At 33.1% G+C, this 25,129-nt stretch carries 22 protein-coding genes; 12 read left to right on the top strand and 10 right to left on the bottom strand.

Annotated features, from left to right (window positions below; all coding sequences use genetic code 11):
• Positions 1 to 9: 9 nt before the first annotated feature.
• Positions 10 to 777, bottom strand: coding sequence for an XRE family transcriptional regulator (locus tag BM296_RS11220; RefSeq protein WP_091903137.1), 768 nt, complete (start codon positions 775 to 777; stop codon positions 10 to 12).
• Positions 778 to 912: 135 nt separating this feature from the next.
• Between BM296_RS11220 and BM296_RS11225 the strand changes: the two genes are divergently transcribed.
• Together BM296_RS11225 and BM296_RS11230 are read left to right on the top strand one after the other, a co-directional pair.
• A complete protein-coding gene (locus tag BM296_RS11225; RefSeq protein ID WP_091903138.1) occupies positions 913 to 2,172 on the top strand; it encodes a putative DNA modification/repair radical SAM protein in 1,260 nt (419 codons plus the stop codon).
• Positions 2,173 to 2,381: 209 nt separating this feature from the next.
• On the top strand, positions 2,382 to 3,158 hold the full coding sequence (locus tag BM296_RS11230) for a TIGR03915 family putative DNA repair protein (protein WP_091903139.1): 777 nt from the start codon (positions 2,382 to 2,384) through the stop codon (positions 3,156 to 3,158).
• A gap of 539 nt (positions 3,159 to 3,697) precedes the next feature.
• Here BM296_RS11230 and BM296_RS11240 read toward each other — a convergent pair.
• Entirely contained in the window at positions 3,698 to 4,702 is a 1,005-nt protein-coding gene (locus BM296_RS11240; RefSeq protein WP_091903140.1) for a sugar kinase, read from the bottom strand.
• 380 nt (positions 4,703 to 5,082) lie between these two features.
• Here BM296_RS11240 and BM296_RS11245 point away from each other — a divergent pair, with 380 nt between their 5' ends.
• Positions 5,083 to 6,123, top strand: coding sequence for an alpha/beta hydrolase family protein (locus BM296_RS11245; RefSeq protein WP_091903141.1), 1,041 nt, complete (start codon positions 5,083 to 5,085; stop codon positions 6,121 to 6,123).
• A 26-nt stretch (positions 6,124 to 6,149) separates the two neighbouring features.
• Here BM296_RS11245 and BM296_RS11250 read toward each other — a convergent pair whose 3' ends face one another.
• On the bottom strand, positions 6,150 to 6,680 hold the full coding sequence (locus BM296_RS11250) for a DUF8685 domain-containing protein (protein ID WP_091903142.1): 531 nt from the start codon (positions 6,678 to 6,680) through the stop codon (positions 6,150 to 6,152).
• Positions 6,681 to 6,835: 155 nt separating this feature from the next.
• On the opposite strand from BM296_RS11250, the gene BM296_RS11255 reads away from it, so the two are divergent.
• Positions 6,836 to 7,879 (top strand): ThuA domain-containing protein, encoded by a 1,044-nt coding sequence (locus BM296_RS11255; RefSeq protein ID WP_091903143.1) that lies wholly within the window; start codon positions 6,836 to 6,838, stop codon positions 7,877 to 7,879.
• A gap of 10 nt (positions 7,880 to 7,889) precedes the next feature.
• Here the strand turns inward: BM296_RS11255 and BM296_RS11260 are convergent, their stop codons facing one another.
• Positions 7,890 to 8,357 carry a hypothetical protein gene (locus BM296_RS11260; RefSeq protein ID WP_091903144.1) on the bottom strand — a complete coding sequence of 156 codons (468 nt, stop codon included), beginning with the start codon at positions 8,355 to 8,357 and terminating at the stop codon, positions 7,890 to 7,892.
• Between the two features lie 136 nt (positions 8,358 to 8,493).
• On the opposite strand from BM296_RS11260, the gene panB reads away from it, so the two are divergent.
• Genes panB through BM296_RS11275 form a run of 3 tightly spaced genes read left to right on the top strand, consistent with a single transcriptional unit; the run spans position 8,494 to position 10,591 of the window.
• Positions 8,494 to 9,312 carry a 3-methyl-2-oxobutanoate hydroxymethyltransferase gene (gene panB, locus BM296_RS11265; RefSeq protein ID WP_027067207.1) on the top strand — a complete coding sequence of 273 codons (819 nt, stop codon included), beginning with the start codon at positions 8,494 to 8,496 and terminating at the stop codon, positions 9,310 to 9,312.
• Between the two features lie 18 nt (positions 9,313 to 9,330).
• Positions 9,331 to 10,029: an RluA family pseudouridine synthase gene (locus BM296_RS11270; RefSeq protein ID WP_091903145.1), complete on the top strand. Its 699-nt coding sequence runs from the start codon at positions 9,331 to 9,333 to the stop codon at positions 10,027 to 10,029.
• A 31-nt stretch (positions 10,030 to 10,060) separates the two neighbouring features.
• Positions 10,061 to 10,591, top strand: coding sequence for a DUF4252 domain-containing protein (locus BM296_RS11275; RefSeq protein ID WP_245787009.1), 531 nt, complete (start codon positions 10,061 to 10,063; stop codon positions 10,589 to 10,591).
• 11 nt (positions 10,592 to 10,602) lie between these two features.
• On the opposite strand, the gene BM296_RS11280 is transcribed toward BM296_RS11275, so the two are convergent.
• Complete coding sequence (locus BM296_RS11280; RefSeq protein ID WP_091903147.1) at positions 10,603 to 11,463, bottom strand: DMT family transporter; 861 nt, start codon at positions 11,461 to 11,463, stop codon at positions 10,603 to 10,605.
• Positions 11,464 to 11,478: 15 nt separating this feature from the next.
• On the bottom strand, positions 11,479 to 13,023 hold the full coding sequence (locus BM296_RS11285; RefSeq protein ID WP_027067211.1) for a hypothetical protein: 1,545 nt from the start codon (positions 13,021 to 13,023) through the stop codon (positions 11,479 to 11,481).
• Between the two features lie 145 nt (positions 13,024 to 13,168).
• Between BM296_RS11285 and BM296_RS11290 the strand changes: the two genes are divergently transcribed.
• Both BM296_RS11290 and leuB read left to right on the top strand, forming a co-directional pair.
• Positions 13,169 to 14,341, top strand: a complete 1,173-nt coding sequence (locus BM296_RS11290) for a 2-isopropylmalate synthase (protein WP_091903148.1) — start codon at positions 13,169 to 13,171, stop codon at positions 14,339 to 14,341.
• 2 nt (positions 14,342 to 14,343) lie between these two features.
• Positions 14,344 to 15,462, top strand: a complete 1,119-nt coding sequence (gene leuB, locus BM296_RS11295; RefSeq protein ID WP_091903149.1) for a 3-isopropylmalate dehydrogenase — start codon at positions 14,344 to 14,346, stop codon at positions 15,460 to 15,462.
• 1 nt (position 15,463) lies between these two features.
• Here the strand turns inward: leuB and BM296_RS11300 are convergent, their stop codons facing one another.
• Positions 15,464 to 16,687 carry a peroxiredoxin family protein gene (locus BM296_RS11300; RefSeq protein WP_027067212.1) on the bottom strand — a complete coding sequence of 408 codons (1,224 nt, stop codon included), beginning with the start codon at positions 16,685 to 16,687 and terminating at the stop codon, positions 15,464 to 15,466.
• 126 nt (positions 16,688 to 16,813) lie between these two features.
• Here BM296_RS11300 and pheT point away from each other — a divergent pair, with 126 nt between their 5' ends.
• Positions 16,814 to 19,243 carry a phenylalanine--tRNA ligase subunit beta gene (pheT, locus tag BM296_RS11305; protein WP_027067213.1) on the top strand — a complete coding sequence of 810 codons (2,430 nt, stop codon included), beginning with the start codon at positions 16,814 to 16,816 and terminating at the stop codon, positions 19,241 to 19,243.
• On the opposite strand, the gene BM296_RS11310 is transcribed toward pheT, so the two are convergent.
• Positions 19,244 to 19,816, bottom strand: coding sequence for a fasciclin domain-containing protein (locus tag BM296_RS11310; RefSeq protein WP_091903150.1), 573 nt, complete (start codon positions 19,814 to 19,816; stop codon positions 19,244 to 19,246).
• A 206-nt stretch (positions 19,817 to 20,022) separates the two neighbouring features.
• On the opposite strand from BM296_RS11310, the gene BM296_RS11315 reads away from it, so the two are divergent.
• Positions 20,023 to 20,721: a hypothetical protein gene (locus tag BM296_RS11315; protein ID WP_091903151.1), complete on the top strand. Its 699-nt coding sequence runs from the start codon at positions 20,023 to 20,025 to the stop codon at positions 20,719 to 20,721.
• Between the two features lie 34 nt (positions 20,722 to 20,755).
• On the opposite strand, the gene BM296_RS11320 is transcribed toward BM296_RS11315, so the two are convergent.
• Positions 20,756 to 21,880: a hypothetical protein gene (locus tag BM296_RS11320; RefSeq protein WP_143099067.1), complete on the bottom strand. Its 1,125-nt coding sequence runs from the start codon at positions 21,878 to 21,880 to the stop codon at positions 20,756 to 20,758.
• Positions 21,881 to 21,912: 32 nt separating this feature from the next.
• The gene (locus tag BM296_RS11325; protein WP_027067217.1) at positions 21,913 to 23,535 is read right to left on the bottom strand and encodes an ABC-F family ATP-binding cassette domain-containing protein; all 1,623 of its coding nucleotides are present in this window, start codon (positions 23,533 to 23,535) and stop codon (positions 21,913 to 21,915) included.
• Positions 23,536 to 23,712: 177 nt separating this feature from the next.
• On the opposite strand from BM296_RS11325, the gene BM296_RS11330 reads away from it, so the two are divergent.
• On the top strand, positions 23,713 to 25,095 hold the full coding sequence (locus tag BM296_RS11330) for a transaldolase (protein WP_027067218.1): 1,383 nt from the start codon (positions 23,713 to 23,715) through the stop codon (positions 25,093 to 25,095).
• The last annotated feature ends 34 nt before the right edge of the window (positions 25,096 to 25,129 follow it).

Genomic DNA, 25,129 nt, shown 5'->3' on the forward strand with positions numbered 1-25,129 from the left:
AGTATTAGTTTAATTAACCTTTTTAACATGCTGTAGCTGATCTTTTAACTCTTTCATTGACTCCTGCAACTGTCGCAAAAGTCCATTATCTGTTGTAGCGTCAACATTAAAAGTTATTTTACTGCTCACCTCCCAAATTTCTTGAATTTGAAATGGTTTAATATCATATGGAGGATAGGTTTCATTCAATGATATTAAAGTAATATTATTAGAATTAGGTCGCTTTTCTACTTTCTTGACCATGATGGAGTCTTGCAATACCACTACATACATTTTATTAGCACTTACGTAGTCAATATGTTCAATTGCTCTTGCTAAAACCCATTCGCCTGGATGTAGATTTGGAAGCATACTGTCCCCCTCAACCTGAAAGCCTCTATACGTTGCATTTCTAAATTCAGGAATTGGTAAATCAAATGCGGGTAATTGCTGATACCAACTGGTATCGGAAATATTTTGAGGATATCCAGCTGCTGCTTTGGCATTTACCAATACCATATTATCCCGATTAGCAGAATCTACCGTAACTACCTTTGGAATAACACTTGTTCTTGACGTTTCTAAATATTGCTCTTCACTTTCACCAAATAACCAAAGCGGATTAATTTTGAATTGTTTCAATAATTCTGACACAACCTTCCCTGAAAGCTTAGTTCGCCCACGTTCAATATCTGCAGTAGTATTAGATACTCCAATAAGTGCTGCAAAATCAGCCTGAGTATAACCAAGCTCTCTTCGTAAATCGGTAAATCGTTTTAATGTCAATTCGTTTTCCATAATATCCACTTAAATCAAGATAAAAAAATTCTCAACACTTCAAATATACTCATTATGGATTATATCCATAATAATATTTGGAATATTTCCATAATTAGGAATATTTCCATAATTTTGGATTAATTACAAGTCGTTATGGATTTTAATCGAATTAAAGAAAAACTAAATATTTTGGCCGATGCAGCCAAATACGATGTGTCATGTTCTAGTAGCGGCAGTAATCGTAAAAATAAAGACAAAGGCTTGGGTGATGCTGGAAACGGAATCTGCCATACCTATACTGAAGACGGACGATGTGTTTCTCTATTAAAAATTCTACTAACCAATCATTGCATATTTGATTGTGCTTATTGCGTAACACGTAAAAGCAACGATATAAAACGAGCTGCATTCAAAATTCAAGAGGTAGTTGATTTAACCATTAATTTTTACAGAAGAAACTATATTGAGGGGTTATTCTTAAGCTCTGGAATTTTTAAAAGCCCAGACCACACTATGGAACGTTTAATAGCAGTAGCTAAAAAACTTCGCTTAGAAGAAAATTTCAATGGATACATCCATTTAAAATCAATACCAGGCGCAAGTGATGAGTTAATGTACGAGGCCGGATTATATGCTGACCGATTATCGGTCAATATTGAAATCCCCACAATTTCCGGCCTTAAACTATTAGCTCCAGATAAAAAACATGAAGATTTCATTAAGCCAATGCTAAAGGTTAAAAATGAAATCATTCGTTATTCAGAAGAGCGTAAAATCATAAAAAGTACAGCAAAGTACGCACCTGCAGGACAAAGCACTCAAATGATTATTGGAGCTACTGGTGAAAGTGATAAGGACATTATGTATTCTGCTACCCATTTCTATAAAAATTATAAGATGAAACGGGTGTACTATTCCGGTTATGTTCCTATATCTACCGATAGTCGCTTACCATCTTTGGGTTCTGAAGTACCAATGCTACGTGAAAATAGATTATATCAAACAGATTGGCTTCTTCGTTTTTATGGTTTTAGTGTTCATGAAATTTTAGATGCAGACAATCCAAATCTTGAAATGGACATTGACCCAAAATTAATGTGGGCTCTTCGTAATCTAAATCATTTTCCTGTAGATATAAATAAGGCAGATGCCAGAATGTTAGCACGAATTCCAGGGATAGGAATGGGTTCTGTTCATAAGATTATTAGTGGTCGAAAATATAGAAATTTAAGCTGGGAACATTTGAAAAAAATGGGTGTGGCTCTTAATCGTGCTAAATATTTTATCATATGTAATTCTAACGACTGGGAGCGGAGAGATTTAGATGCTTCAAAGATAAAAGGAATGATTTTACAGTCCCAAAATGGCAAATTCAAAAATCAATATACCAATCAATTATCTCTATTTAACTAAAGTAAAACTTAATTAACAACCAACGACTATGGAACATATAAACAACATCTCTAATTCGGTAAATTTTTCATTTTTTAATACTGCTATAGACCGTAGTCAAAGCCAACTATTATCATTTGGATACCAAGTGGTATTTATGAAAAGTAAAATTAAAAAAAGGATGAAAATTTTAACTAAAATATTCTTCTTCAACTTCTAAAACTATTACTATGAATTCGACAAAAACTTTGGTTTACGATGGTAGCTTTAATGGTTTTTTGACTGCAGTTTTTATTGGTTACGAACAGAAGCTTGCCTACGCAGATATTCAAAAAAAAGGGCAATTACAAAGTGGACTTTTTACTGAGACAGAAACGATTTTTACCAATTTAGAAAAAGCACAGCGTGTATGGAACGGTGTTAAAAACAAAAGTAATTCTGCTATTAAGAATATTTATTTTGCTTTTTTAAGTGAACAAAATAATATGGAGGCACTACTCTACCGTTATATTCAAAAATTAATGGGTAGTACATACAAGGGCGCTACAGACTTTAGCGATGATTGTGTTTTAAAAATAAATTCATTAGCACAAAAAGTAGGTAGGGAAAAACACAGAATGGAAGCTTTTGTACGCTTTCAATTAACTAAGGATGAAGTTTATTTTGCTAATATTGAACCAGATTTTGATGTTTTACCATTGATATCTAAACACTTTAGAAACCGCTACGCAGATCAATCTTGGATTATTTATGACGTTAAGCGTAAATACGGACTTTACTATGATTTACAGACGGTTGAAATAATTTCATTAGACTTAACCGATATACATACAAATAGTCTTGAGAAAAGTGCTGTCTTCACTGATGCTGAATATGAATACCAAGACCTTTGGAACAATTACTTCAAAAGCACTACTATTAAATCTAGGATTAATACTAAGCTTCATGTACAACATGTACCTAAGCGTTATTGGAAATACTTGTCCGAAAAAAAGGAAGCAGTTTAATAATTTGTAATTTCTTTTTTACCATTGTAATTCCGCATTGAATTTTAGATTTTTAAGTCAAAAAGTATTTCTCTATCTTATTAACTTAGCTGCTTAATGAAAACTTTCATTATAATAATTACCGGAATTTTAGCTGCAATAACAACTTTTAATGTGAGTCATCATTATAATCAAGGCGCAGTAAGAGCATATGCCCTTTTATCTTTTTTAGTCGGCTTGTTTTTTACTATTTCCCTGATTTATTAAATACACACCTAACAAAAAACATATCTGTAGTTTTTATAGAAACCTCTTTCTTAGGTATGATTTCAAAAACCACTCGAAGAAGTTACATTTACTTGGCAATTGCTGGCTACTTGTTTAGTATTATCCATATCAATAAGAATAATTTATTTCAAGGCTTTGGCGGTGCACTTGGCACCCTAGCATTTATTGCATTATTAACCACCTTTGCTTTTTCAATTGCATTTTCTAAAAGTATCTACAAGCTAAAAGCGATACTTAGACTATGCAAGTGGAAATAATTCTAATTATTTAACTTAACGCATTAATCTACCGGTAATATTGCCTGCAATAATATTGTTTACTTCGTCTACCGTAGCAAAATTTACATCACCCTCATAAGTATGTTTTAATGCGCACGCAGCACTTGCAAATTCCATTGCTTTATAGTCATCATATTTCTGTAAACCATAAATTAAACCTGCTGCAAAAGCGTCACCGGTACCAATACGGTCTACCACATGGGTAATATCTATATCTTCAGTTTCCCTAAATTCTATGCTATTCCACATTCTGGCTCTTATTTTATGCCAAGAAGAATTTACCGAAGTTCTTATTTTATCGAACACCTTTTCAATGGTTGGAAATTCTTCTATAAGCTGCTTGCTAGCCGCTATAAAATCGTCATTACTATAACCGAATTCCGTACCCAATACTTCATTAATTTCATTTACACCACCTATGAAAATTGTAGAATAATGTAAAAGTTCTACTAAAGCCTCTTTAGGATTTTGACCGTATTTCCATAAACCACTACGATATGTTGGGTCTGCAGAAACAGCCATCCCTTTTTGTCTAGCTAACTTTAGTCCGTCTTTAAGAACGTTAAAAGCACCTTGAGATAATGCAGGGGTAATTCCGGTCCAATGCATCCATTCCCCATCTTCCAAAGCATTTTCCCAATTTACCTTTGTAGGTTCAATTTCAGAAAACGCCGAATGTGATCGGTTATACGAAATCATACTTGGTCTAATAACCGCGCCTACTTCTAAAAAATATACTCCTAATGGTCGTTTAGATTTAACAATACAAGAGGTATCTACACCAAACTTACGTATATAAGTCATAGCTGTGTCACCAATAAAATCATCTGAAACAGCACTAATATGCTTTACTTTAATGCCGAAATTAGAAATTGAAATACCAACATTTAATTCTGTTCCGCCAAAATAAAACTCTACGATGTTAGATTGAACAAACTTCTTGTTACCACGAGGAGAAATACGCATTAGTACTTCTCCGAAGGTTATAATCTGACCCATTTTATAATTTTAAACCTAAAATAACCAATGTGAAATAAAAAAACTATGGTTATTAAAAATATATCAAAAACAAAACGGAATTGATTAATTATGAAGTTGATTGTTGGAAAGGCATACCTCATTATTTGATTAAAAAAAATATGGATTCAAATGCAACCTTCTTAATTTTAATACGACTATATATTTAGTAAGTAATTATTCCAAAAGACATTAAGCAAAAAATTAATTATAGAATTAAAATTTTTCTATTCGTAAAGAGAGAATTTAACAGACCGTATACCTGGACGTAATCATCAATATTAGACTTTAAATTTAGTTTTAGATCTAAACCGATAAATATCTTCGTATATTAATAATTCATCATTCAATCATCAATAAGCATGCAAATTAGACAATTCCTATTTCTTACAATTTTTCTAGTATCATTTGCATCTTATAATCAAGATAAAATATCTGAAGAAAAGTTTATAAACATTGAAGGTATTGATCAATGGATAACTATAAAAGGAAATGATAATAGCAATCCGGTAATCTTATTAATTCATGGTGGACCAGGTAGTACCATGAGCCAATATGAAGATGGCATTTATGCTGATTGGTTGAAGGAATTTACCATTGTTCATTGGGATCAACGAGGAGCTGGAAAAACTTTTGGAAAAAATTATCCTAAAGAAATAACTGAAGAGTTTTATTTAAAAAATCCACTTTCCGTTGAAAAGATGACAAACGATGGCATTGCCGTTGCCCAATATCTAATTAAGCATTTAAATAAAAGCAAAGTTATTTTAATGGGTACCTCTTGGGGTTCTATCTTGGCAACACAAATGGCTCAAAAGAACCCTAACTTATTTCACGCTTATATTGGTCATGCTCAATTTGTAAATTTTGACAGCAACATAAAAAATGCCTATTCAGAAGTATATGAAATTGCAGAAGTCAAAGAGAATAAATCAACTTTAGCAAAACTAGAAGAACTAGGTCCACCACCTTATAAAAGAGCAAAGAATTACGGACAATTATTGCGCGTTGTAAAACAATTTGAGAAAGAGAATACTACCCCTGCTCCTACATCTTGGTGGGAAATAGCAGATTCCTATGAGAATAATGAAGACAGCAGAGATAGATATAATGGTGATGATTATTCTTTTTTGAACCTTGTGGGTGATGAAACCATGGGTATTAAATCAATGGTACGTCATATCAATTTCGATAAAACCGGATTTATTTTTCGACTACCTGTTTATTTGGTACAGGGTGAAAACGATATTTTATGTTCTAAAGAACTAAATAAACCATATTTTGATAAAATTAGGGCTCCAAGAAAAGAATATGTTATCGTCTCTAAAGCAGCCCATGGTTTCAACGAAGCAATCATTAAAAAACAATATGAAATCGTTAAATCGCTTCGAGTTCAAAATTAAATTATTGGATAAATAATAATCAGAACCTACTTACCCCCTTTTTCTCCAACAAAATGATCGCTTTTAGCCTTAAAAAGAACATTAAATGTAGTTAAACTACCATATATTCTGGTAATATATTGCTGTAAATCTATTTTTTCTTGATCATCTAAATTTTTGCTAGAATTTATTTTTTGCTCCATTACACGTATGCGATCACGCACCATTACAATTTTATGAAAGAAGGTGTTAATAGGAATTTCTTTATTGCTCATACCTGCTTCACCAGGTTCCAAAATTAAATTACCACCTTTCCATTTATCCGCAATGGCCACACGTTGGGTAGCATCACTCCATTTTTGTAAAATAGAGACCAAAGAACTTTCTACATCAAAAAAACTAACGGTATCTACCTCATTGTCAATAGCCTCAATCACTTCATAATCAGAATCTATATCAATGGTTTCTAAGCCTTTATCCATAAATGTCACCCAATACATATTACTAGATACATTCGTAACTACACCTTTACCAAATTCAGCATGTGAAATTCTTGAACCTATTCCCAATATTTTCATTTTATTAATCTTTACAGTGAACTGCTAAATTAATAGCACTTTTTATTATCCGCAAAAAGAAATCTGTTTTAATATTCAAGTTATCCTTAGTTCGTTTTTGCCATCTTAACAAGTTCATGTACATTTAATGTCAACAATTTTAAGTAAACATCAACATGAAAAATTTATTGGCCGTTGTTTTATTCAGTTTAGCACTTACTTCTTGTGGAGAAAAGAAGAAAGAAATTGTTGAGAAAGAGCAATCACCATCAAAATTGAGAGCATTAATCATTGACGGACAAAACAATCATTACGTTTGGCCTAAGACCACCATGATGATGAAAGATTACTTAGATAAAACCAATCTTTTCACAGTAGACGTCAAAAGAATGGATTCTGTTTGGTTAGGTATTAAATACAATCAAACAAGACCAGAAGCTTATAACTCATTTATAGAAATCTATCCTTTAACAGATAAAACATATCAAATTTCTGACAGTCCTATTAAAACTTCAGATTTTACACTTGATTTTAATAACTACGATGTCATAATTTCTAATCTTGGAGCAGAGTCTCCCCTATGGCCAGAGAAAACAAGAAAAGACTTTGAAACTTACATGCAAAACGGAGGTGGCTTAGTGGTCATTCATGCCGCTAACAATGCTTGGGGAGATTGGGAAGAATTCAATAAAATGATTGGTTTAGGCGCCTGGGGAAATCGTGATGAAAGCTCCGGACCTTACGTATATTATAATGATAAGGGTGAATTAATAAAAGACCCCGTAGAAGGTGTTTGTGGATCTCACGGTCCTGAATATGAATTTCAATTAACAACAAAAGCACCTGAGCACCCCATTATGAAAGGTATACCTGAAAAATGGCTTCATACTCCAGATGAATTATATGAACGTATGAGAGGCCCTTTTGAAAATGCCACTATTTTGGCCACAGCTTTTGCAGATGTTGAAAAAAATGCACCACCTTGGGACCCAAATGTTACCGGCTTAGGACAAAATGTGCCTCAACTTATGGCTATCAACTACGGTAAGGGGCGCGTATTTCATTCAACCTTAGGTCATTTTGACTATTCTATGGAGTGTGTAGGGTTTATTACCACATTTCAAAGAGGTGCAGAATGGGCTGCTGCTGGTAAGGTTACACAAGAAATTCCTAATGATTTTCCTACTGCCGGTGCAACTTCATCTAGATTTTGGAAATAGGATGCAATATTTATTCTGATGCATTATTGCAATCTTCTTTTCTTCTTGAATCAATTAAGTAAATAATTTTCCAGGTATCTTCTTCTTTAAAAAGTTGAAAAGAATTAACTCCACAATGGCTAAATTCCCCATTATACCAAAATTCATACGGTGCCCAAACATGCGCCATACCACCATCTATATGAATTTTATAATCTAAAATTTTTTCTTGAAAACTTATAGAATCTGGTGTGGTAATCATAAAGTTTATTAAATCATTAAAATTATTATTTCGTACGGTCATTTTGCCTAGCATATTTAAACCTACAGTCTGCATTAAAATATCAGGATTAACAACACGCTTCATCGCTAATTCATTTTTGTCATGAAAAGCGTAAAAAAAAGTCTCTACCGCATACTTAACTTTTACCTCTTCTTCAATTTGTGCGCTAACCAAAGTGACGACTAATAGTGTCAATAGCAAAAAGAAATTTTTCATGTAATACCTTTTATTAAGTTAATACCCTAAAAATAGATAAATTCTAAATTATTCCCTTTTAAATGGAATCTAAACTATGAGGGTTAAATCTCATTAAAACTCCTTACTTTTATGGCACTTAATCAAATAACAGACTATGTCAGTAGCTAAGAAGGAATATAAAAGAGTCACGGTTAAATCACTAGTGGACATGAAGAAGAATGGAGAAAAAATCTCTATGCTTACTGCATATGACTACTCTATGGCTAAAATCGTTGATGCCGCAAAGGTTGATGTAATTTTGGTTGGTGATTCTGCCAGTAATGTTATGGCTGGCCATGAAACTACGTTACCAATTACCTTGGACCAGATGATTTATCATGCTTCTTCTGTAATTAGAGCTATTGACAGGGCTTTAGTTGTTGTTGACTTACCATTTGGCAGCTACCAGAGCGACCCGAAGGAAGCTTTACGTTCTGCTATTAGAATCATGAAAGAAAGTGGTGCACATGCCGTAAAATTAGAGGGCGGAGCAGAAATTAAGGAATCAGTGAAAAGAATTTTAGCTGCCGGTATTCCGGTAATGGGCCACTTAGGTTTAACTCCTCAATCCATATATAAATTTGGTACGTACACCGTTCGTGCAAAAGAAGAAGAGGAAGCGGAAAAGTTAATGGAAGACGCCAAATTACTTGAAAAACTTGGCTGTTTTGGAATCGTTGTCGAAAAAATTCCTGCTGAGCTTACAAAAAAGGTTTCTGAAAGTTTAACCATACCTACCATTGGTATTGGAGGTGGAAAATATGCAGACGGACAGGTTTTAGTAGTTCATGATCTATTAGGAATGACACATGAATTCAATCCTCGTTTTTTACGTAGATACATGAATTTATACGAAGAAATGGGAAATGCCATTTCTAATTACGTAAGCGATGTAAAAAGTCAAGATTTCCCTAATGATGAGGAGCAATATTAATTAACACTACCCTACTCTTTGTCAAAAAAAGAACATTCTACAATTGATAATCTTCAAGTTTTATTTGAGGATAACCATCTCATTGTTATAAATAAACGTCCTGGTGATATCGTGCAAGGAGATAAAACCGGAGACCAACCACTTAGCGATACCGTTAAAGCATTTATAAAGAAAAAATACAATAAGCCAGGTAACGTTTATTTAGGTGTAGTACACCGTTTAGACCGCCCTACATCAGGCATTGTAGTATTTGCTAAAACCTCTAAAGCACTGCCAAGATTAAATAAGATGTTCGCTGAAAAAGATGCTAAAAAAACCTACTGGGCAATTGTAAAAAATAGTCCAGAAGAGCCAAAAAAGAGATTGGTTCATTGGATGAAGAGGAATACAAAGCAAAACAAATCTTACGCTCATATAAAAGAGATTTCAGAAAGTAAAAAAGCAATTTTAACCTATAGAACTTTGAAAAAGCTTGACCGTTATTTTCTTTTGGAAGTAGACCTTGAAACTGGAAGACACCATCAAATACGATCGCAACTTACCGCAATCGGCTGCCCTATTAAAGGTGATTTAAAATATGGCTTTAATAGAAGTAACGAGGACGGAAGTATTCACTTACACGCAAGAAAACTACGATTGATGCATCCTGTAAAAAAGGAACCTTTAGAAATTATTGCCCTGCCGCCAAATGATCCCATTTGGAATGCGTGTCTTTAATTTTACTACTTTTAACATAAACACTATTACCATGTTAAAGAAAATTTGCTTCTTAGGTTTGTTTATAGTAATTACTTCATGCAGTAGCTATAATTCTATTGACACCTTTTACAATGCACACAAAAATGATAATCAAGTAACCGCAGTACGTGTTCCACAGTTCATGCTTTCCATGATAAGTGAAATTTCTCCTGAAATGAAAGCTATGGTTGGGAATACCAAAGATTTAAGATACATGCAATTCCCCAGTACCACAGATAGTAAAACCCAATTTCTAAATCAACAAATGAATGGTATTACAGGTAATTCATTTATAGAGGTTTTCAGAAAAAATGATGAACTAAAACGCAATGTGGTTTCTGTAAGAGAGAAAAAGAACTTGGTTAAAGAAATATTGATTTATAATAATGATAACCAAACAGGCTCCTTTTTATATTTTAATGGAGATTTTGACCCAGTAAAGGTTAGAGAAATGGCTAAGAATGAGCAATTCACCAAATTCGGAGATAATATAATTAGCCAATTTGGCGCAAGTACTCCTGGTATAAATTCTCAAAATTAATTGAGCATATCTTAAGTTTTCTTCTTTGAGCGAAAACTTTCTATAACTACGGAACTTAAAATTAAAACACCTCCTAGAATTGTAGTTCCTTTAGGTATTTCAGATAGAAATATAGCTCCTATTAAAATACCGTATACGGGCTGCACACTACTTAATATACTAACGGTGGTAATATTAAAATGCTTAAAAGTCATTAAAAACATAGTATGACCTATTGCAGTGGTCAAAATTGCTAGAGCCACCAGTACTTGCCATTGGTCAATTATTACATTTGGCGAAATTGTAAACAAAAATGGAAATAGCAAAATACCAACTATGGCTGTCTGATATGTCATTAGCACAGAACCATTATACTTTTCAACCTTCTTTTTAAGTACTAAATTTCTTAAGGCATAGGCAAATGCCGAAAACACCCCGAAACAAATTGCGATAGTATAACTATTCTCAAAATCTAAAGACGGACTAAGAAAATACATGCCTGTTAATACCAGAAAAGCAAGAAGTAAATGTGCCAATTGAAACTTGGTCTTTAATAAAATTGGCTCTAAAAACGCAGTAATTACCGGGTATGTAAATATGGAGAGCATACCGATGGCGACATTTGATAGTTTTAAGGCGTAGAAATAGGTAACCCAATGAACTCCCATTAAGACACCGCTAAATAAAATTACGCCTGCATCTTTTGTATCTATTTTTAAATTGAATTTTTTATATCTGCAGTACAGAAATAAAGCTACAAATGCCAGTAAGGCTCGTGAACCAATTGTTACGGGCACAGGTAGTTGTACATATCGCCCAAGAGCTCCAGAAGTGGCTATGAATAACATAGCCAAGTTGATTTCTAATAAATGTTGAATATGGTTACTTTTCATCTAACAAAAGTTTCTTTAGCGTGTTTTCGCCAAAGCCTTCTCCCTCATTATTTGAGATACAGGTTTATTTTGCAAATGACTCTCTAACCATGAAAGAATATCTAAATACAAGAACGCCCTTTTTTCATAAGGGTGATCCTCATACTTTTTCAATTCAGTATATAACTTCTGAAATTCCGCTTTTAATTGATTAGGATAGATACCGCCAAGACTTCTTAAAAACTTGATCATTTCTTTTTGGACTGCGTGCATATCGTTCATTTTCAATAAAAACTTATAGGTGCTTTTTAATTGAACTTCTAAATGATAATCCATACCAGCCTCATAATGAGCCACTAAACTTAAAACACGAGCAAAACACATTAGGTCTTCACGCATTTTTAAATTCTTGTTATCTATAATTTTTTTAAGATATTGAATACACGTTTTGTTATCCCCAATTCCAAAATACAGACACGCAATTTTATAATAGAGAACCATAACATGATGTACATCTATTCTGTCTCTATGCTTATTTATTCCGTATTCAACAATCTTTACTAGATAAAGTCCTTTTTCAAAAGTTCCTTCTAGAAAATGCAAGTTCAATTTATTCGCATTTAAATACATGAATACCAATGAATTGATATTATCATTATCTGGAAATTCCTTTTCCTTAATAGTCAACTCTAAACGCTCAAGAACTTCTTTAAATTGAGAGCTATACTGTACATAAAAAAGTGATTCCAATAAATAGTGATTACCTTTTAAAAAGAACACCGGATTAAGATAAATCATGTCTTTATGATCATAAAAAAGATCAACCCACTTACTTGCGTATTTAAAACAGGACAAGAAATCTTGAGTAAGAAAACTGTACCACAGATACGCTTTATACAACCATAACTTTTCTCTAAATCCTAAATCCTCTATGTTATATAGCGGTAAATGATCATTAAAATAAGTTTTTACTTTTTGATAATCCTCATCACTGCGTACATAACCTACTTTCAACATCATTCCATAAAGTTGAAGCGAAAGATTAGATAGTTTACTGGTCATTACATTATGCCCAGATAATTCTTTTGCCTGTATGGCAAGTTCATCTGCACGATCAGGTATACTTCGCGTAATGTACTGTGTTTCAATAATTTTCTCTAACTCAACAATCTCATAGGCAATATTCTTTTCCTCATTTTCAATAGCGATACTTTTTACCTTATCAAGAATCTTTAAACTTTGCTTGTATAGTCCTTTTTGATATAAAATTGTGGCAAAATCTAACTGCTCCCGTATTTGAACCCTAATATTCTGGTTAACGGGATTTAATCTTAAACTGACTAAAATCTGTTTGTATAGATGTGCTTTTAGGTTAGAGAGTTGTGCTTTCTTAACTATACCACTTTCTAGTATGGTTTTCTCATCATAATGCTTAATTTTATCCAATAGATTGAACAGTGCTAAAAATTTAGCATCGGTATTCACACCTAATCTGCCTACATAAAGCTTAAATTGACGCTTTTCAGATTTAGAAAGTGATTTAACTAAAACGAACAAAGCATCTTTATGCGCATTTGTCATCGTAATAATAAGAGTTTAAATAATTGTAATTCAATGTTTTATACACCTAAAAAACTGACTTAACGTTGTAAACATGTTAACAAAATTCGAGCATTTTGTGTTTTAGGTTATATATTCGTTTGACGAGTAAAACTACGTAAATATAATGAGTAAAGAGATAGTACAAATATTTGACACTACTTTAAGAGATGGAGAGCAAGTTCCGGGCTGTAAATTAGACCGTGAGCAAAAATTGGTAATAGCTGAGCGCCTAGATTTACTAGGGGTAAATGTTATTGAGGCCGGTTTTCCTGTTTCTAGCCCTGGAGATTTCCAATCTGTAGAGGCCATAGCCAAACTCGTTAAAAATGCGACTGTTTGTGGATTAACCCGTGCGGTAAAAAATGATATTGAAGTTGCAGCTGATGCATTGAAATATGCTAAAATGCCTCGAATTCACACCGGTATAGGTACATCTGACTCACATATAAAATTTAAATTCAATTCTAACAGAGAAGCTATTATAGAGCGTGCAGTTGCTGCCGTTTCCTACGCTAAGACTTTTGTTGAGGATGTTGAATTTTATGCGGAAGACGCAGGGCGTACGGATAATGAATTTTTAGCTCGTGTATGTGAAGCTGTAATAAAAGCTGGTGCAACAGTACTTAATATTCCAGATACAACTGGTTACTGCCTACCAGATGAATACGGTGCTAAAATGAAATATTTACGTGAAAATGTAAAGGGAATACACAACGCTATACTTTCTTGTCATTGTCATAATGATTTAGGTTTAGCCACCGCAAATTCAATTGCAGGTGTTTTAAATGGTGCAAGACAAATAGAGTGTACTATAAATGGCATTGGAGAGCGTGCAGGTAATACCTCATTAGAAGAAGTGGTAATGATTATGCGCCAACACCCAGATTTAAACTTAGATACTACCATAAATAGTAAACTATTGTATGACACTAGTTTAATGGTTTCTAGCAAAATGGGAATGATGGTACAACCAAACAAAGCTATTGTTGGTGCTAATGCATTTGCCCATAGTTCTGGTATTCATCAAGATGGTGTTATAAAAAATAGAGAGACTTACGAAATTATTGACCCCGCAGAAGTTGGTGTCACAGAATCTTCTATTGTCTTAACAGCTAGAAGCGGTAGAGCCGCACTTGCTTACAGAGCAAAAATTGTTGGTTATGAGCTTACTAAAACTCAATTAGACCAAGTTTATCAAGAGTTTTTAAAATATGCAGACACAAGAAAAGAAGTCAAAGACGATGATATTCATCAAATTATAGAGACCTCTAATATAGACTTACAAAGTATTAGCTAATTATGCATTTAAATATTGCTGTTTTAGAAGGAGATGGAATAGGGCCTGAGGTGGTTGCGCAATCCATTAAATGTTTACGATCGGTTGAAGAAACTTTTGGACATAGTTTTACTTTTGAAAAAGGCCTAATTGGTGCTTCTGCAATTAAAAAAACAGGAAATCCGCTACCTGATGAAACTCTTGAACTTTGTAAAAGAACAGATGCAACCTTGTTTGGTGCATTAGGTTTACCCGAGTTTGATGATAATCCGAAAGCAAAAGTTTGGCCAGAGCAAGGACTTTTACGATTACGTAAAGAACTAGGTCTTTTTGCCAATATTAGACCTGTAAAGGTTTTTCCTTCACTTGTAAAGCAGTCTCCCCTTTCTAAAGCGCAGGTTCAAAATACTGATCTTGTAATTTTTAGAGAACTGGCGGGCGGAATTTATTACGGAGTAAAAACCATTGATGAGGAAGCAAATTCTGCTACCGATACATGCACATATACAGAAGCTGAAATTAGCAGAATAACACATTTAGCGTTTAAATCTGCTCGTTCAAGAAAAAAGAAAGTTACACTGGTAGACAAAGCCAATGTACTTGAAACATCACGTTTATGGAGACGTGTAGTAAGGTCTATTTCTGAAAGTTATCCAGACGTAGAGTTAAATTGCCTATTTATAGACAATGCCGCTATACAAATGGTTTTAGACCCCTCACAATTCGATGTTATTTTAACCGATAATATGTTTGGAGACATCCTTTCTGACCAAGGTAGCGTTATTGCTGGCTCAATAGGGCTTTTACCATCTGCTTCAGTAGGATTAGAACATGCTATGTTCGAACCTATACACGGCTCATACCCAGATGCTGCGGGCAAAAATATTGCTAACCCGGTTGCTTCCATTTTAAGTATGGCTATGTTACTACAACACTTTAAAATGAATGAAGAATCTGATGCCGTTGTGGCTGCCGTTCTAAAATCCTTTTCTAAAAAAATAGTTACTGCAGATATTTTAGGTAGCTCTAAATATGGAACTAATTATGTAGGGGATTTTATTGCAGATAATATTATGGAACTAGATGGTAGCTTCAACATTAACGACGAAAATATTGGTTTAGGAAAATCTACCATTATCTAGTTTACTCATTACTAAGCTGCGTAATTAAAGCGTTAAAATCCTTTTTAAATTCAACATACTTTTCTCCAGTTGCAGGACCGTTAAATCCTGTATGAATTTTTCTTACATCTCCATTTTTATCAATAAAAATAGTAGTAGGGTAAGAAAGTATATGGTTTAACATGGGTAGTTTTTCTTGTGCCTTTTTCTTATCATAGCTTCCATATTGAGCTAGTAATATAGGATAATTTACCGCTACCCTATCCTTTAAACGATTAATAGCCTTAAATGCTATTTCTTTAGTTTTTGCAGATTCAAAAGCCAGCCCAATAACTTCAACATTAGAATCTTGTTTAAGATAATCTACCAAAAACTTAGTCTCATCTAAACAATTTGGACACCAAGTTCCCATTAACTGGACAATAACAACTTTGTTTTGATACTTCTTATCAGATAGGGATATCATATTTCCATCAGAATCAGGAAAAGAGAAAGCAAGTTTATCATAACCTTCATTTAAAAAAGTTAACGAATCTGGATTAGGCAGTTCAAATCCATCATTTCTATTTGCCACAAAAGGTTCTTTAAAATGATTGCCTGAGTAAAAATTACCATTCATACTTGAATCTGTAACTTTTGCAGTAAATAGAAAAGCATGAGCACCATCAAAAGAAGATAACTTTAAAGAGTCTCCATCAAGTATACCTTCAAGGAATCTATAATCACCAGTAGTTGTTCTAAAAGTACCGGTTACCTTACTATCCTCTTGTAAAAAAATTCCTTTGCCAACATATTCCTCCTCTAAATCTGGACTAAAATAGGTTTCCCAAATTCCAGTTACGTTTCTTTCCGTTTTCTTTAATTTAGCAGGAAATCTATCTTCAATACCATAAACTGCCGTAAACGGTACAATCCTATCTAGACTTTCTTTTATAAACTGTCCTTGTATTTTGTTTTCTGTAAAAGTACCTGCTAGGTATCCTTCAAAAACAGGTGTTTGCATACGTATAGAATCTCCTTTAATTTCTATTTCGTCTACATCTATAACTTCTTCTGCATTATAAATTTGCATTTTATAGCTACCATCATCCTTTTTAGCTACTGTAAGATTAAAAGGTAGTTCTTGGTTATCCATAACATTTAACTCCACAAGCCAAATACCTTCAGAGAGGTTATTGGTTTGTTTTTTTTCCTTACATCCAACAATTAATAGTAAAGCGGATAATATTGCTAACCCAAATCTCATACTGTTTTCCAATTTAACTGGTAAGAAACAATTAAATATGCATAATTAAAAATTTAAATAAAGACTTCATAGCTTATTGAATGTATACGGGCATTGTTTTATCTTTGCGCACTATAAATGTTTTGAATGAAAATATCATATAACTGGCTTAAACAGTTCATACAAATAGATTGGGAATCACAAAAAACCGGAGAACTTTTAACCGATTTAGGTTTAGAAGTAGAGGGTGTTGAAAAATTTGAATCTGTTAAAGGCGGATTGAAAGGCATTGTTGTTGGTCATGTATTAAGTTGCGTTAAACATACTAATGCCGATAAGCTAAATGTTACTATGGTCGATATAGGCCTAGATGCTCCTGTACAAATTGTATGTGGTGCCAAAAATGTTGCAGCAGGACAAAAAGTACCTGTAGCTACTATTGGTACAACATTGTATACCCCAGAAGGAGAAGCCTGGACTATTAAGAAAGGTAAAATTAGAGGCGAAGAAAGTTTTGGAATGATTTGCGCTGAAGATGAACTTGGTCTTGGATCTAGCCATGATGGAATTATGGTCTTGAACGAGGATTTAAAAGCGGGTACACCTTGCGCTGAAATATTCAATGTTGAAGAAGATGAAGTTTTTGAAATTGGACTTACCCCTAACCGTGCTGATGCTATGAGCCATTTTGGTGTAGCAAGAGATTTAAAAGCTGGGTTGAAGCAAAAGGAAATTACAAAAGAATTGATTACCCCATCGACCAGTCATTTTAATATTAATGACCGATCATTAAAAATAGACGTAGACGTTAAACAAACTGAACTTGCCCCAAGATACTGTGGTGTTACGTTGAGTAATTTAATTATTCAACCCTCTCCTACTTGGTTACAAAATAGGTTGAAATCTATAGGTCTAACTCCAAAAAATAATGTTGTTGATGCTACTAATTATGTATTACATGAATTAGGGCAACCTTTGCATGCATTTGACGCAGCAAAAATAAAGGGTAATAAAATTATTGTTCAAACCCTACCTAAAGGCACTAAATTCACTACACTTGACGGCGTTGAAAGAACGTTACATGAAGATGATTTAATGATTTGTGACACCGAAAAACCCTTATGTTTAGCTGGTGTGTTTGGAGGTTTAGGTTCTGGTGTAACCGAAGAAACCACTTCTATATTTTTAGAAAGTGCCTATTTTAACCCAGTTTCCATTAGAAAATCAGCAAAAAGACATGCGTTAAACACCGATGCGTCTTTTAGGTTTGAACGTGGTATTGATATAGAGAATGTTGAGTTCAGTCTAAAACGTGCCGCTTTATTGATAAAGGAAATTGCTGGCGGAGAAATCACTTCAGACATTTATGATCTATATCCTAAGAAGCAACCAAACTTTGAAGTTTTTCTTGCTTTTGAAAAAATAAACAAGCTTATAGGTCAAGCTATTCCGCAAGATACTATCAAATCTATTTTAGCATCTCTAGACATCAAGGTTAAAAACGTTACAGAAGCCGGTATGGGTCTTGAAGTACCGTCTTACAGAGTTGATGTACAAAGACAGGTAGATGTTATAGAAGAAATATTAAGAGTCTATGGCTATAACAATGTAGCTTTCAGCCAAAAGCTGAATGCATCCGTTGCAACCACAGAAGCAACCGCAGATCACACTATACAAACTACAATTGGCAATGTTTTAGCTTCAAAAGGCTATTATGAAATTTTAACCAATAGTTTAACCAATCCTGATTATGTTTCGTTACTAGATTCAGACGAAGAGGAACATAAATCTATAGAAATCATTAACCCATTAAGTGGCGATTTATCTATTTTAAGAAGAACCTCATTATTCTCTGCATTAGAAACTGCCAACTATAATATTAACCGTAGACGCGCAAACCTAAAGTTGTTCGAATTCGGAAAAACATATTATGCAAAAGGAGATAAAAGAATAGAGCCAAAATATTTAAGTATCTTATTAAGTGGAGATTCTACACAAGATAGCTGGACCAACAAAGCTATATCGACCAATTTTTACGAATTAAAATCAATTGTTGAAACAGTTCTATTAAGACTTGGAATATCTAACTTAAAGAGTGAGCCTATTAGTTCTTCCAATTTTTCAGAGGGCTTAACTTTTACATATAAAAAGAAAGAATTAGTTTCTTTCGGATTGATTAAAAAGTCAATTCTTAAACATTTTGATATCAAGCAAGATGTATTATATGCAGACTTCGATTGGGGTGCTGTTTTAAAACACTTAGAGACAACTCCTGTAGTGTTTAAAGAAATACCTAAGTATCCTGAAGTTAAGAGAGATTTCGCACTACTGTTGGATAACAAAGCGACTTATCGCGAACTTCACGACCTTGCTTTTGGAGCTGAGCGTAAGTACTTAAAAGATATGACGCTATTTGATGTTTACGAAGGCAAGAACTTACCGGAGGGTAAAAAATCTTATGCAGTTAGTTTTACTTTGCAAGATGACAAAAGCACGTTAACTGAAAAACAAATTGAAAAGATAATGTCTAAACTACAAAATACTTACGAACGTAATTTAGGAGCAACGCTTCGTTAATTAAAATGTAGTTTCTGGAACAAAAACGGTGTCAATCTCATGAATGATGCCGTTAGATTGATTTGAGTCCGCAGTTACAATAACAGCACTATTGCCTGATTTATCAGTTAATACAATATCTATACCCTTCATTGTTGCAGTAATTTTTTCACCCTGTATTGTGGTAAATTTTGCTACACCATTACCTCTACACATTGCTCTTAATATTGTAGATGCAGATAACTTATCCGCGATAATGTGATATGAAAGCATCGCTTTTAAAGCTTTCCTATTTTCTGGATCAAATAATTTATCAATTGTAGCTTCTGATAATTTTTCAAACGCAAGATTAGAGGGAGCAAAAACAGTAAATTCTCCTTTATAATTTAATACCTTATCTAAATTTGTAGCTCTAAGGGCATTTAAAAGTCTAGAATGATTTTCAAAAGAGGCAGTACGTTCTATAATAGACTTTTGTGGTTGTATACTAGAAATTAAACGCTCAAATTGTAATTCAATTACATTATCCTGTGCATAGGTCTGAATCCCTATAAATAGGGCAAACAAGGACACGAGGGCTGTCCATTTTTTCATGATAGTTGGTTCTTAAGGGGCAAATGTTCTAGAAATCGACAAACGGTTCAATTTCTCCGTTAATATACAATTAGATGTCATTTTCACCTAGTATGAAATAAGCAATAAATTAACTTTAACATTTTATTAACATTTTATTAAGTTAAACAAGAATTTCTCCAAATCACTAATTCATTAACTTTGAGAGTATTGCTAAAAAGAAGAACATGTTATTACCCAAAACTAACATTGAAGCGAAACTTACAGAAGTTAGAAAGAAAAGTGTTTTATCTGAACAACATAGACTCGATGAAGTTTATGAAATCTTGTCTAAATTGGATAATGAACTTGACAGAATTGAAGAAAATGTAACAAGTAGTAAAGGAATATTAAATAATAAATTCAATATCAATTTATTAGATAGGTCAAAAATTTACCATATAGAGGATATCAAACAAATCTGTATAGATTATAGATTACGTTTTTTAGATACAAAATATTTTAAAGGCACTCTTCCTACTGAAGCATTATCAAAAATTAAAGCGCTAGAAAAAGAGCATAATATAGAAGTTAAGGGATTTAAAATTATTACTCCTTCTAAACTTTTTAAACTAGAAGATAAAGATGATCCACTTTTGTTCGCCCCTATAGGTAACGGTTATCACTATTTAATACATCATTGGGGAAACGACCTTCACCCATTACGTAAAATTATGATGTGGCCGTTTAAAAGCATTATAAATCTTATCATTTTAATATTGTTGATGAGCTTTTTAACCACACTAGGTATCCCTGAAGGACTATTCTCAAAAACGAATTCAAATGCTCAATTTTGGATTCTAAACTTTTTTATGTTCAAGTGTATTGCCTCTGTAGTAATATTCTACGGCTTTGCCATGGGTAAGAACTTTAACCCAGCTATTTAGAATAGCAAATACTTTAATAGTTAGATACCCTACCCTATTTAACGAATATTGTATGCGGAACTCCTTCTAAATCTAAATTGTCTATTAACTTAAAATCGGGAGACGGGGTAATTCTTAGTATACCACCTTCATCAGCAGAACCATTTTTCTTATAGCCTATAAGTACATAATTGTTTTTATTATCATAGGCTATTGCTGTTGTTTCAGCAATGTTATACTTGATATCCAATTCAGTTTCAGTTAAGAAATTTTCAAATAAATAAACTACGGTACTATTTTTTTCAAAATCGTAAATAGCTGGAACTTCAGTAACTGCAGCTGATGGCATATTTTTGTGAAAATATAATTTACCTGCGGCATCCATGTAATAATCATTTGTAGTAATGAATCCTGGCTCTGTATTTTCTCCGTATGTTGTATACTCTTTATCTAAAGTCAGCGGGTCTATAGTAGTGTGTAATTTCGGATAACTGACAATAACTTTACCAGAATTATTGGTGAATAATCTTAAGGCATCAACCCCTAAATCCAATTCCATAATTATAATGTCGGTATCTAAATCAATTACCGATAAATAATAGTTATCCGTAACATATTCATCTAAAGTCAAAACGAAAAGTCTATCACCAGATGCAATTATATCTATTGGCTTTTTGTCTAGTGTAATTTCAGAGTAACTAGCTGTTGTTTGATCAAGGGGATTAACTCTTACTACAAATTGTTTGTCTTTACCTAGCAACTCTCTTTCATAAGCTATAAATGCCGATTCACTAGAATGTGCAGTTGCTATTACATTTAATTCACAAGAATCTAAATCTTCAAAAAGTGGAATTGATTTTGTTGTCTCACTACTTGCATCATACCATTGAAAATTAGATTGGCAATTAGAAGTATAAAAATAACTGATATCTAAAGTCGTGCGATATTTTAAAGAATTTGAAGGAACATCATTAAATGATGCCAAAGTATTTTCCACGATTATTTCTTCTCCTGTAGAATTAACCACTACCGCATTAAGCTGGTTGTTGTTTTGCATAAAAACAGTATAATCTGAGACTACACTAGTTTTAATTTCTTCTGTGCTAGTATCGGTAGATTTCTCACACGCAACGAAACTGAAGGCCAGCATAAGACAGGCCACAATATTGTAGGTTTTCATAAAACATCGATTTGGGTTAATCTATTCTATGCTTATTCAGCGTACATCTTATTACGCTGATCTTTTAATGCCTTATCGGACATATATTCATCAAACGTAGAATACCTGTCAATGTTGCCTTTAGGAGTCAGTTCAATGATTCTATTTGCTACTGTCTGCGCAAATTCATGATCATGGGTAGTTAACAAAACTGTTCCTTTAAAATTTTTCAAAGAATTGTTAAATGCAGTAATACTTTCTAGATCTAAGTGGTTAGTTGGCTCATCTAGCATTAACACGTTAGCACGCATTAACATCATTCTACTTAACATGCAACGTACTTTTTCTCCACCAGATAAAACTGTACATTTCTTAAGTGCCTCTTCTCCACTAAATAGCATTTTACCTAAGAAACCACGTATGTATACTTCTTCGCGTTCTTCTTCGGTTTTTGCATACTGTCTTAACCAATCTACTAGATTTATATTATCGGTAAAGAAATCTGCATTATCAGCAGGTAAATATGATTGTGTAGTGGTTACACCCCATTGAAAAGTACCTTTGTCTGCTTTTTTATTACCATTGATTATTTCATAGAAAGCCGAAGTTGCCCTTGAATCTCTAGAAATAATAGCTATTTTGTCTCCTTTAGCTAGGTTAATATTCACATTATCAAATAATAACTCTCCTTCATCAGTAGATGCAGAAAGACCTTCAACATTTAATATTTGATCTCCAGCTTCACGCTCCCTATCAAATATTATTGCAGGATATCTACGGCTAGATGGTTTAATATCATCAACCTTTAGTTTTGAAAGCATCTTTTTACGAGAAGTTGCTTGTTTACTTTTTGCAACGTTTGCACTAAAACGTGCAATAAATTCTTGTAATTCTTTTGCTTTTTCTTCTGATTTCTTATTCTGCTGTGCACGTTGACGAGCAGCTAACTGGCTACTTTCGTACCAGAATGTATAGTTACCAGAATAAAGGTTCAATTTACCAAAATCAATATCACCAATATCTGTACATACCGTATCTAAAAAGTGACGGTCATGACTAACAACTATTACCGTATTTTCATAATCTGCTAAAAAGTTTTCTAACCAACTAATTGTTTCATAATCCAAATCGTTGGTAGGTTCATCCATAATTAAAACATCTGGATTACCGAACAATGCTTGTGCTAAAAGTACACGTACCTTTAATTTGCTATCAAGTTCTGACATTAAAGTAAAATGCAAATCGGCATTAATACCTAAATTAGACAGCAAGGCAGCAGCGTTACTATCTGCATTCCAACCATTCATTTCTTCGAACTTTACCTGTAACTCCCCTATTCTATCTGCATTCTTATCATCGTAATCTGCATAAAGGGCATCTATTTCTTTCTTAATTTTATACAAAGGCTTATTACCCATTACTACAGCTTCTAACACTGTAAAATCATCTGCAGAGTTATGATTTTGCTCTAAGATAGACATCCTTTTACCTGGCTCTAAATGTACATGGCCAGAAGTTGGATCCATTTGTCCAGCAAGTATTTTCAGGAAAGTTGATTTACCAGCACCATTGGCACCTATAATACCATAACAATTACCTTGGGTAAAAGCAACGTTTACTTCATCGAACAAAACTCTTTTTCCAAATTGAACAGAAAGATTAGAAACAGATAACATAGAAATAAATTTTAAAAATCCGTGCAAAAATACTGAATTTATAGGCTTACACTACTTAGTTTATCATCAAATTCGACAAAAGATTCTTAAGTTAGCGGTCGACAACATTTAACTAGCTATTAACAACATCTGGTGATTAGGTTTATTATTTTTGGCTAACACCAGTCCCATAACTATATGATAAGATTTTTACTCTCTACATGCGTAGCCTTATTAGTAGGTTGTTCTTCTACAAAAAAAGATTCAGATACTGTTTTATTCGCTGGTGAAATTGTGAACCCTACGAGTGATCAAGTCATTTTAATGAAAGGTGGACTAAAAATAGATTCTGCCAAGCTAGATGATAAAAATAGATTTAAGTTTAAATTATCCGCTATAGAAAATGGATTGTACCATTTTAATTTAGCACCAGAACACCAATATGTATATTTAGAAAAAGGTGATAGCTTAATGGTACGCCTTAACACCATTTATTTTGATGAATCTTTGGTTTTCTCCGGGAGTAACGAAGAGACAAATAATTTTCTCTTAGAACTTTTCTTAGCTACTGAAGATGAAGATTCTGCCATGTACTCTGAGTACTACGAATTAGAACCAAAAGATTTTTTAGAAAAAATTGAATCTCTAAAACAAGACAAAATCTCTAGGTTACAAGAATTAAGCACTGACAATTTAATTTCCGAGGAGGCAATTAAATTGTTGAACGGAAGTATTGATTATACGTATAATAGATATAAAGAAATTTATCCTTTTCACCATAAAAGAAAGACTGCTGAAGAAAATTTTCATGATCTGCCTGAAAATTTCTATTCCTACAGAAATCAAATAAATTACGGAGATCACACACTTACATACTTAAGACCTTACTACGATTTCATGAAGGCACACTTTGGCAACTTATCTTACATGAATTGTTTAAAGGATTGTGACAAAAGCAATAAAGTAGAAAGCAAGCAGCTGCATTACAAGAAACACAAACTTCATTTAATAGATAGCTTGGTAATAGAAAAGGAATTAAGAGACAACCTCTTTAGAAATGTTGCTTTTGATTATCTATTAAAAAAGAAGGATGCTCCGGAAAACACAGAAATCTTTTTAAAGGAATTTAAAAACGTATCTAAGAATAATATTCATATTGATGAGATTGAAAACCTTTACCAAGGTATTGCAAACCTTCAACCCCAAAAGGTTATTCCAGATTTAGATGTTATTTCATTTAATAGTGAAAACAAAACATTAACCGAAATTGCAGCGAATAAGAAAGTAATGTTTTATTTCTGGTCTGGCACCAACAAAAAGCAATACCAAGAGATATTTAAAAGAGTTGCCGTACTTAAAGAGAAGAAACCTGATCTTGAATTAATTGGTATTAATATTAAAACCGATTTTGATCAATGGAAGATTATCCTAAAAAATCTTGGTGTAGACGAATCTCTACAATATCACAGTAACGATTTTAAAGAGCTTACCGAGAAATTAGTTCTCTACCCTATGAACAAGGCTATTATTACTGAAAATGCGGTAATTGTAGATGGCTTCTCAAATATCTATTATAATTAATAGCAATTACTAAATTTATCTGCTGGGCATAAAA

This window comes from Maribacter stanieri (genome assembly GCF_900112245.1).
Taxonomy (GTDB): Bacteria; Bacteroidota; Bacteroidia; order Flavobacteriales; family Flavobacteriaceae; genus Maribacter; species Maribacter stanieri.

Excerpts from the sequence above, each read along its gene's own strand:
- BM296_RS11240 (WP_091903140.1), bottom strand. The coding sequence starts at position 4,702 with ATGGGTCAGATTATAACCTTCGGAGAAGTACTAATGCGTATTTCTCCT.
- BM296_RS11275 (WP_245787009.1), top strand. The coding sequence starts at position 10,061 with ATGTTAAAGAAAATTTGCTTCTTAGGTTTGTTTATAGTAATTACTTCA.
- BM296_RS11280 (WP_091903147.1), bottom strand. The coding sequence starts at position 11,463 with ATGAAAAGTAACCATATTCAACATTTATTAGAAATCAACTTGGCTATG.
- BM296_RS11225 (WP_091903138.1), top strand. The coding sequence starts at position 913 with ATGGATTTTAATCGAATTAAAGAAAAACTAAATATTTTGGCCGATGCA.
- BM296_RS11255 (WP_091903143.1), top strand. The coding sequence starts at position 6,836 with ATGAAAAATTTATTGGCCGTTGTTTTATTCAGTTTAGCACTTACTTCT.
- BM296_RS11220 (WP_091903137.1), bottom strand. The coding sequence starts at position 777 with ATGGAAAACGAATTGACATTAAAACGATTTACCGATTTACGAAGAGAG.
- BM296_RS11245 (WP_091903141.1), top strand. The coding sequence starts at position 5,083 with ATGCAAATTAGACAATTCCTATTTCTTACAATTTTTCTAGTATCATTT.
- BM296_RS11325 (WP_027067217.1), bottom strand. The coding sequence starts at position 23,535 with ATGTTATCTGTTTCTAATCTTTCTGTTCAATTTGGAAAAAGAGTTTTG.
- BM296_RS11320 (WP_143099067.1), bottom strand. The coding sequence starts at position 21,880 with ATGAAAACCTACAATATTGTGGCCTGTCTTATGCTGGCCTTCAGTTTC.
- BM296_RS11315 (WP_091903151.1), top strand. The coding sequence starts at position 20,023 with ATGTTATTACCCAAAACTAACATTGAAGCGAAACTTACAGAAGTTAGA.
- pheT (WP_027067213.1), top strand. The coding sequence starts at position 16,814 with ATGAAAATATCATATAACTGGCTTAAACAGTTCATACAAATAGATTGG.
- BM296_RS11230 (WP_091903139.1), top strand. The coding sequence starts at position 2,382 with ATGAATTCGACAAAAACTTTGGTTTACGATGGTAGCTTTAATGGTTTT.
- BM296_RS11330 (WP_027067218.1), top strand. The coding sequence starts at position 23,713 with ATGATAAGATTTTTACTCTCTACATGCGTAGCCTTATTAGTAGGTTGT.
- BM296_RS11300 (WP_027067212.1), bottom strand. The coding sequence starts at position 16,687 with ATGAGATTTGGGTTAGCAATATTATCCGCTTTACTATTAATTGTTGGA.
- BM296_RS11285 (WP_027067211.1), bottom strand. The coding sequence starts at position 13,023 with ATGACAAATGCGCATAAAGATGCTTTGTTCGTTTTAGTTAAATCACTT.
- panB (WP_027067207.1), top strand. The coding sequence starts at position 8,494 with ATGTCAGTAGCTAAGAAGGAATATAAAAGAGTCACGGTTAAATCACTA.
- BM296_RS11260 (WP_091903144.1), bottom strand. The coding sequence starts at position 8,357 with ATGAAAAATTTCTTTTTGCTATTGACACTATTAGTCGTCACTTTGGTT.
- BM296_RS11250 (WP_091903142.1), bottom strand. The coding sequence starts at position 6,680 with ATGAAAATATTGGGAATAGGTTCAAGAATTTCACATGCTGAATTTGGT.
- BM296_RS11310 (WP_091903150.1), bottom strand. The coding sequence starts at position 19,816 with ATGAAAAAATGGACAGCCCTCGTGTCCTTGTTTGCCCTATTTATAGGG.
- BM296_RS11290 (WP_091903148.1), top strand. The coding sequence starts at position 13,169 with ATGAGTAAAGAGATAGTACAAATATTTGACACTACTTTAAGAGATGGA.
- leuB (WP_091903149.1), top strand. The coding sequence starts at position 14,344 with ATGCATTTAAATATTGCTGTTTTAGAAGGAGATGGAATAGGGCCTGAG.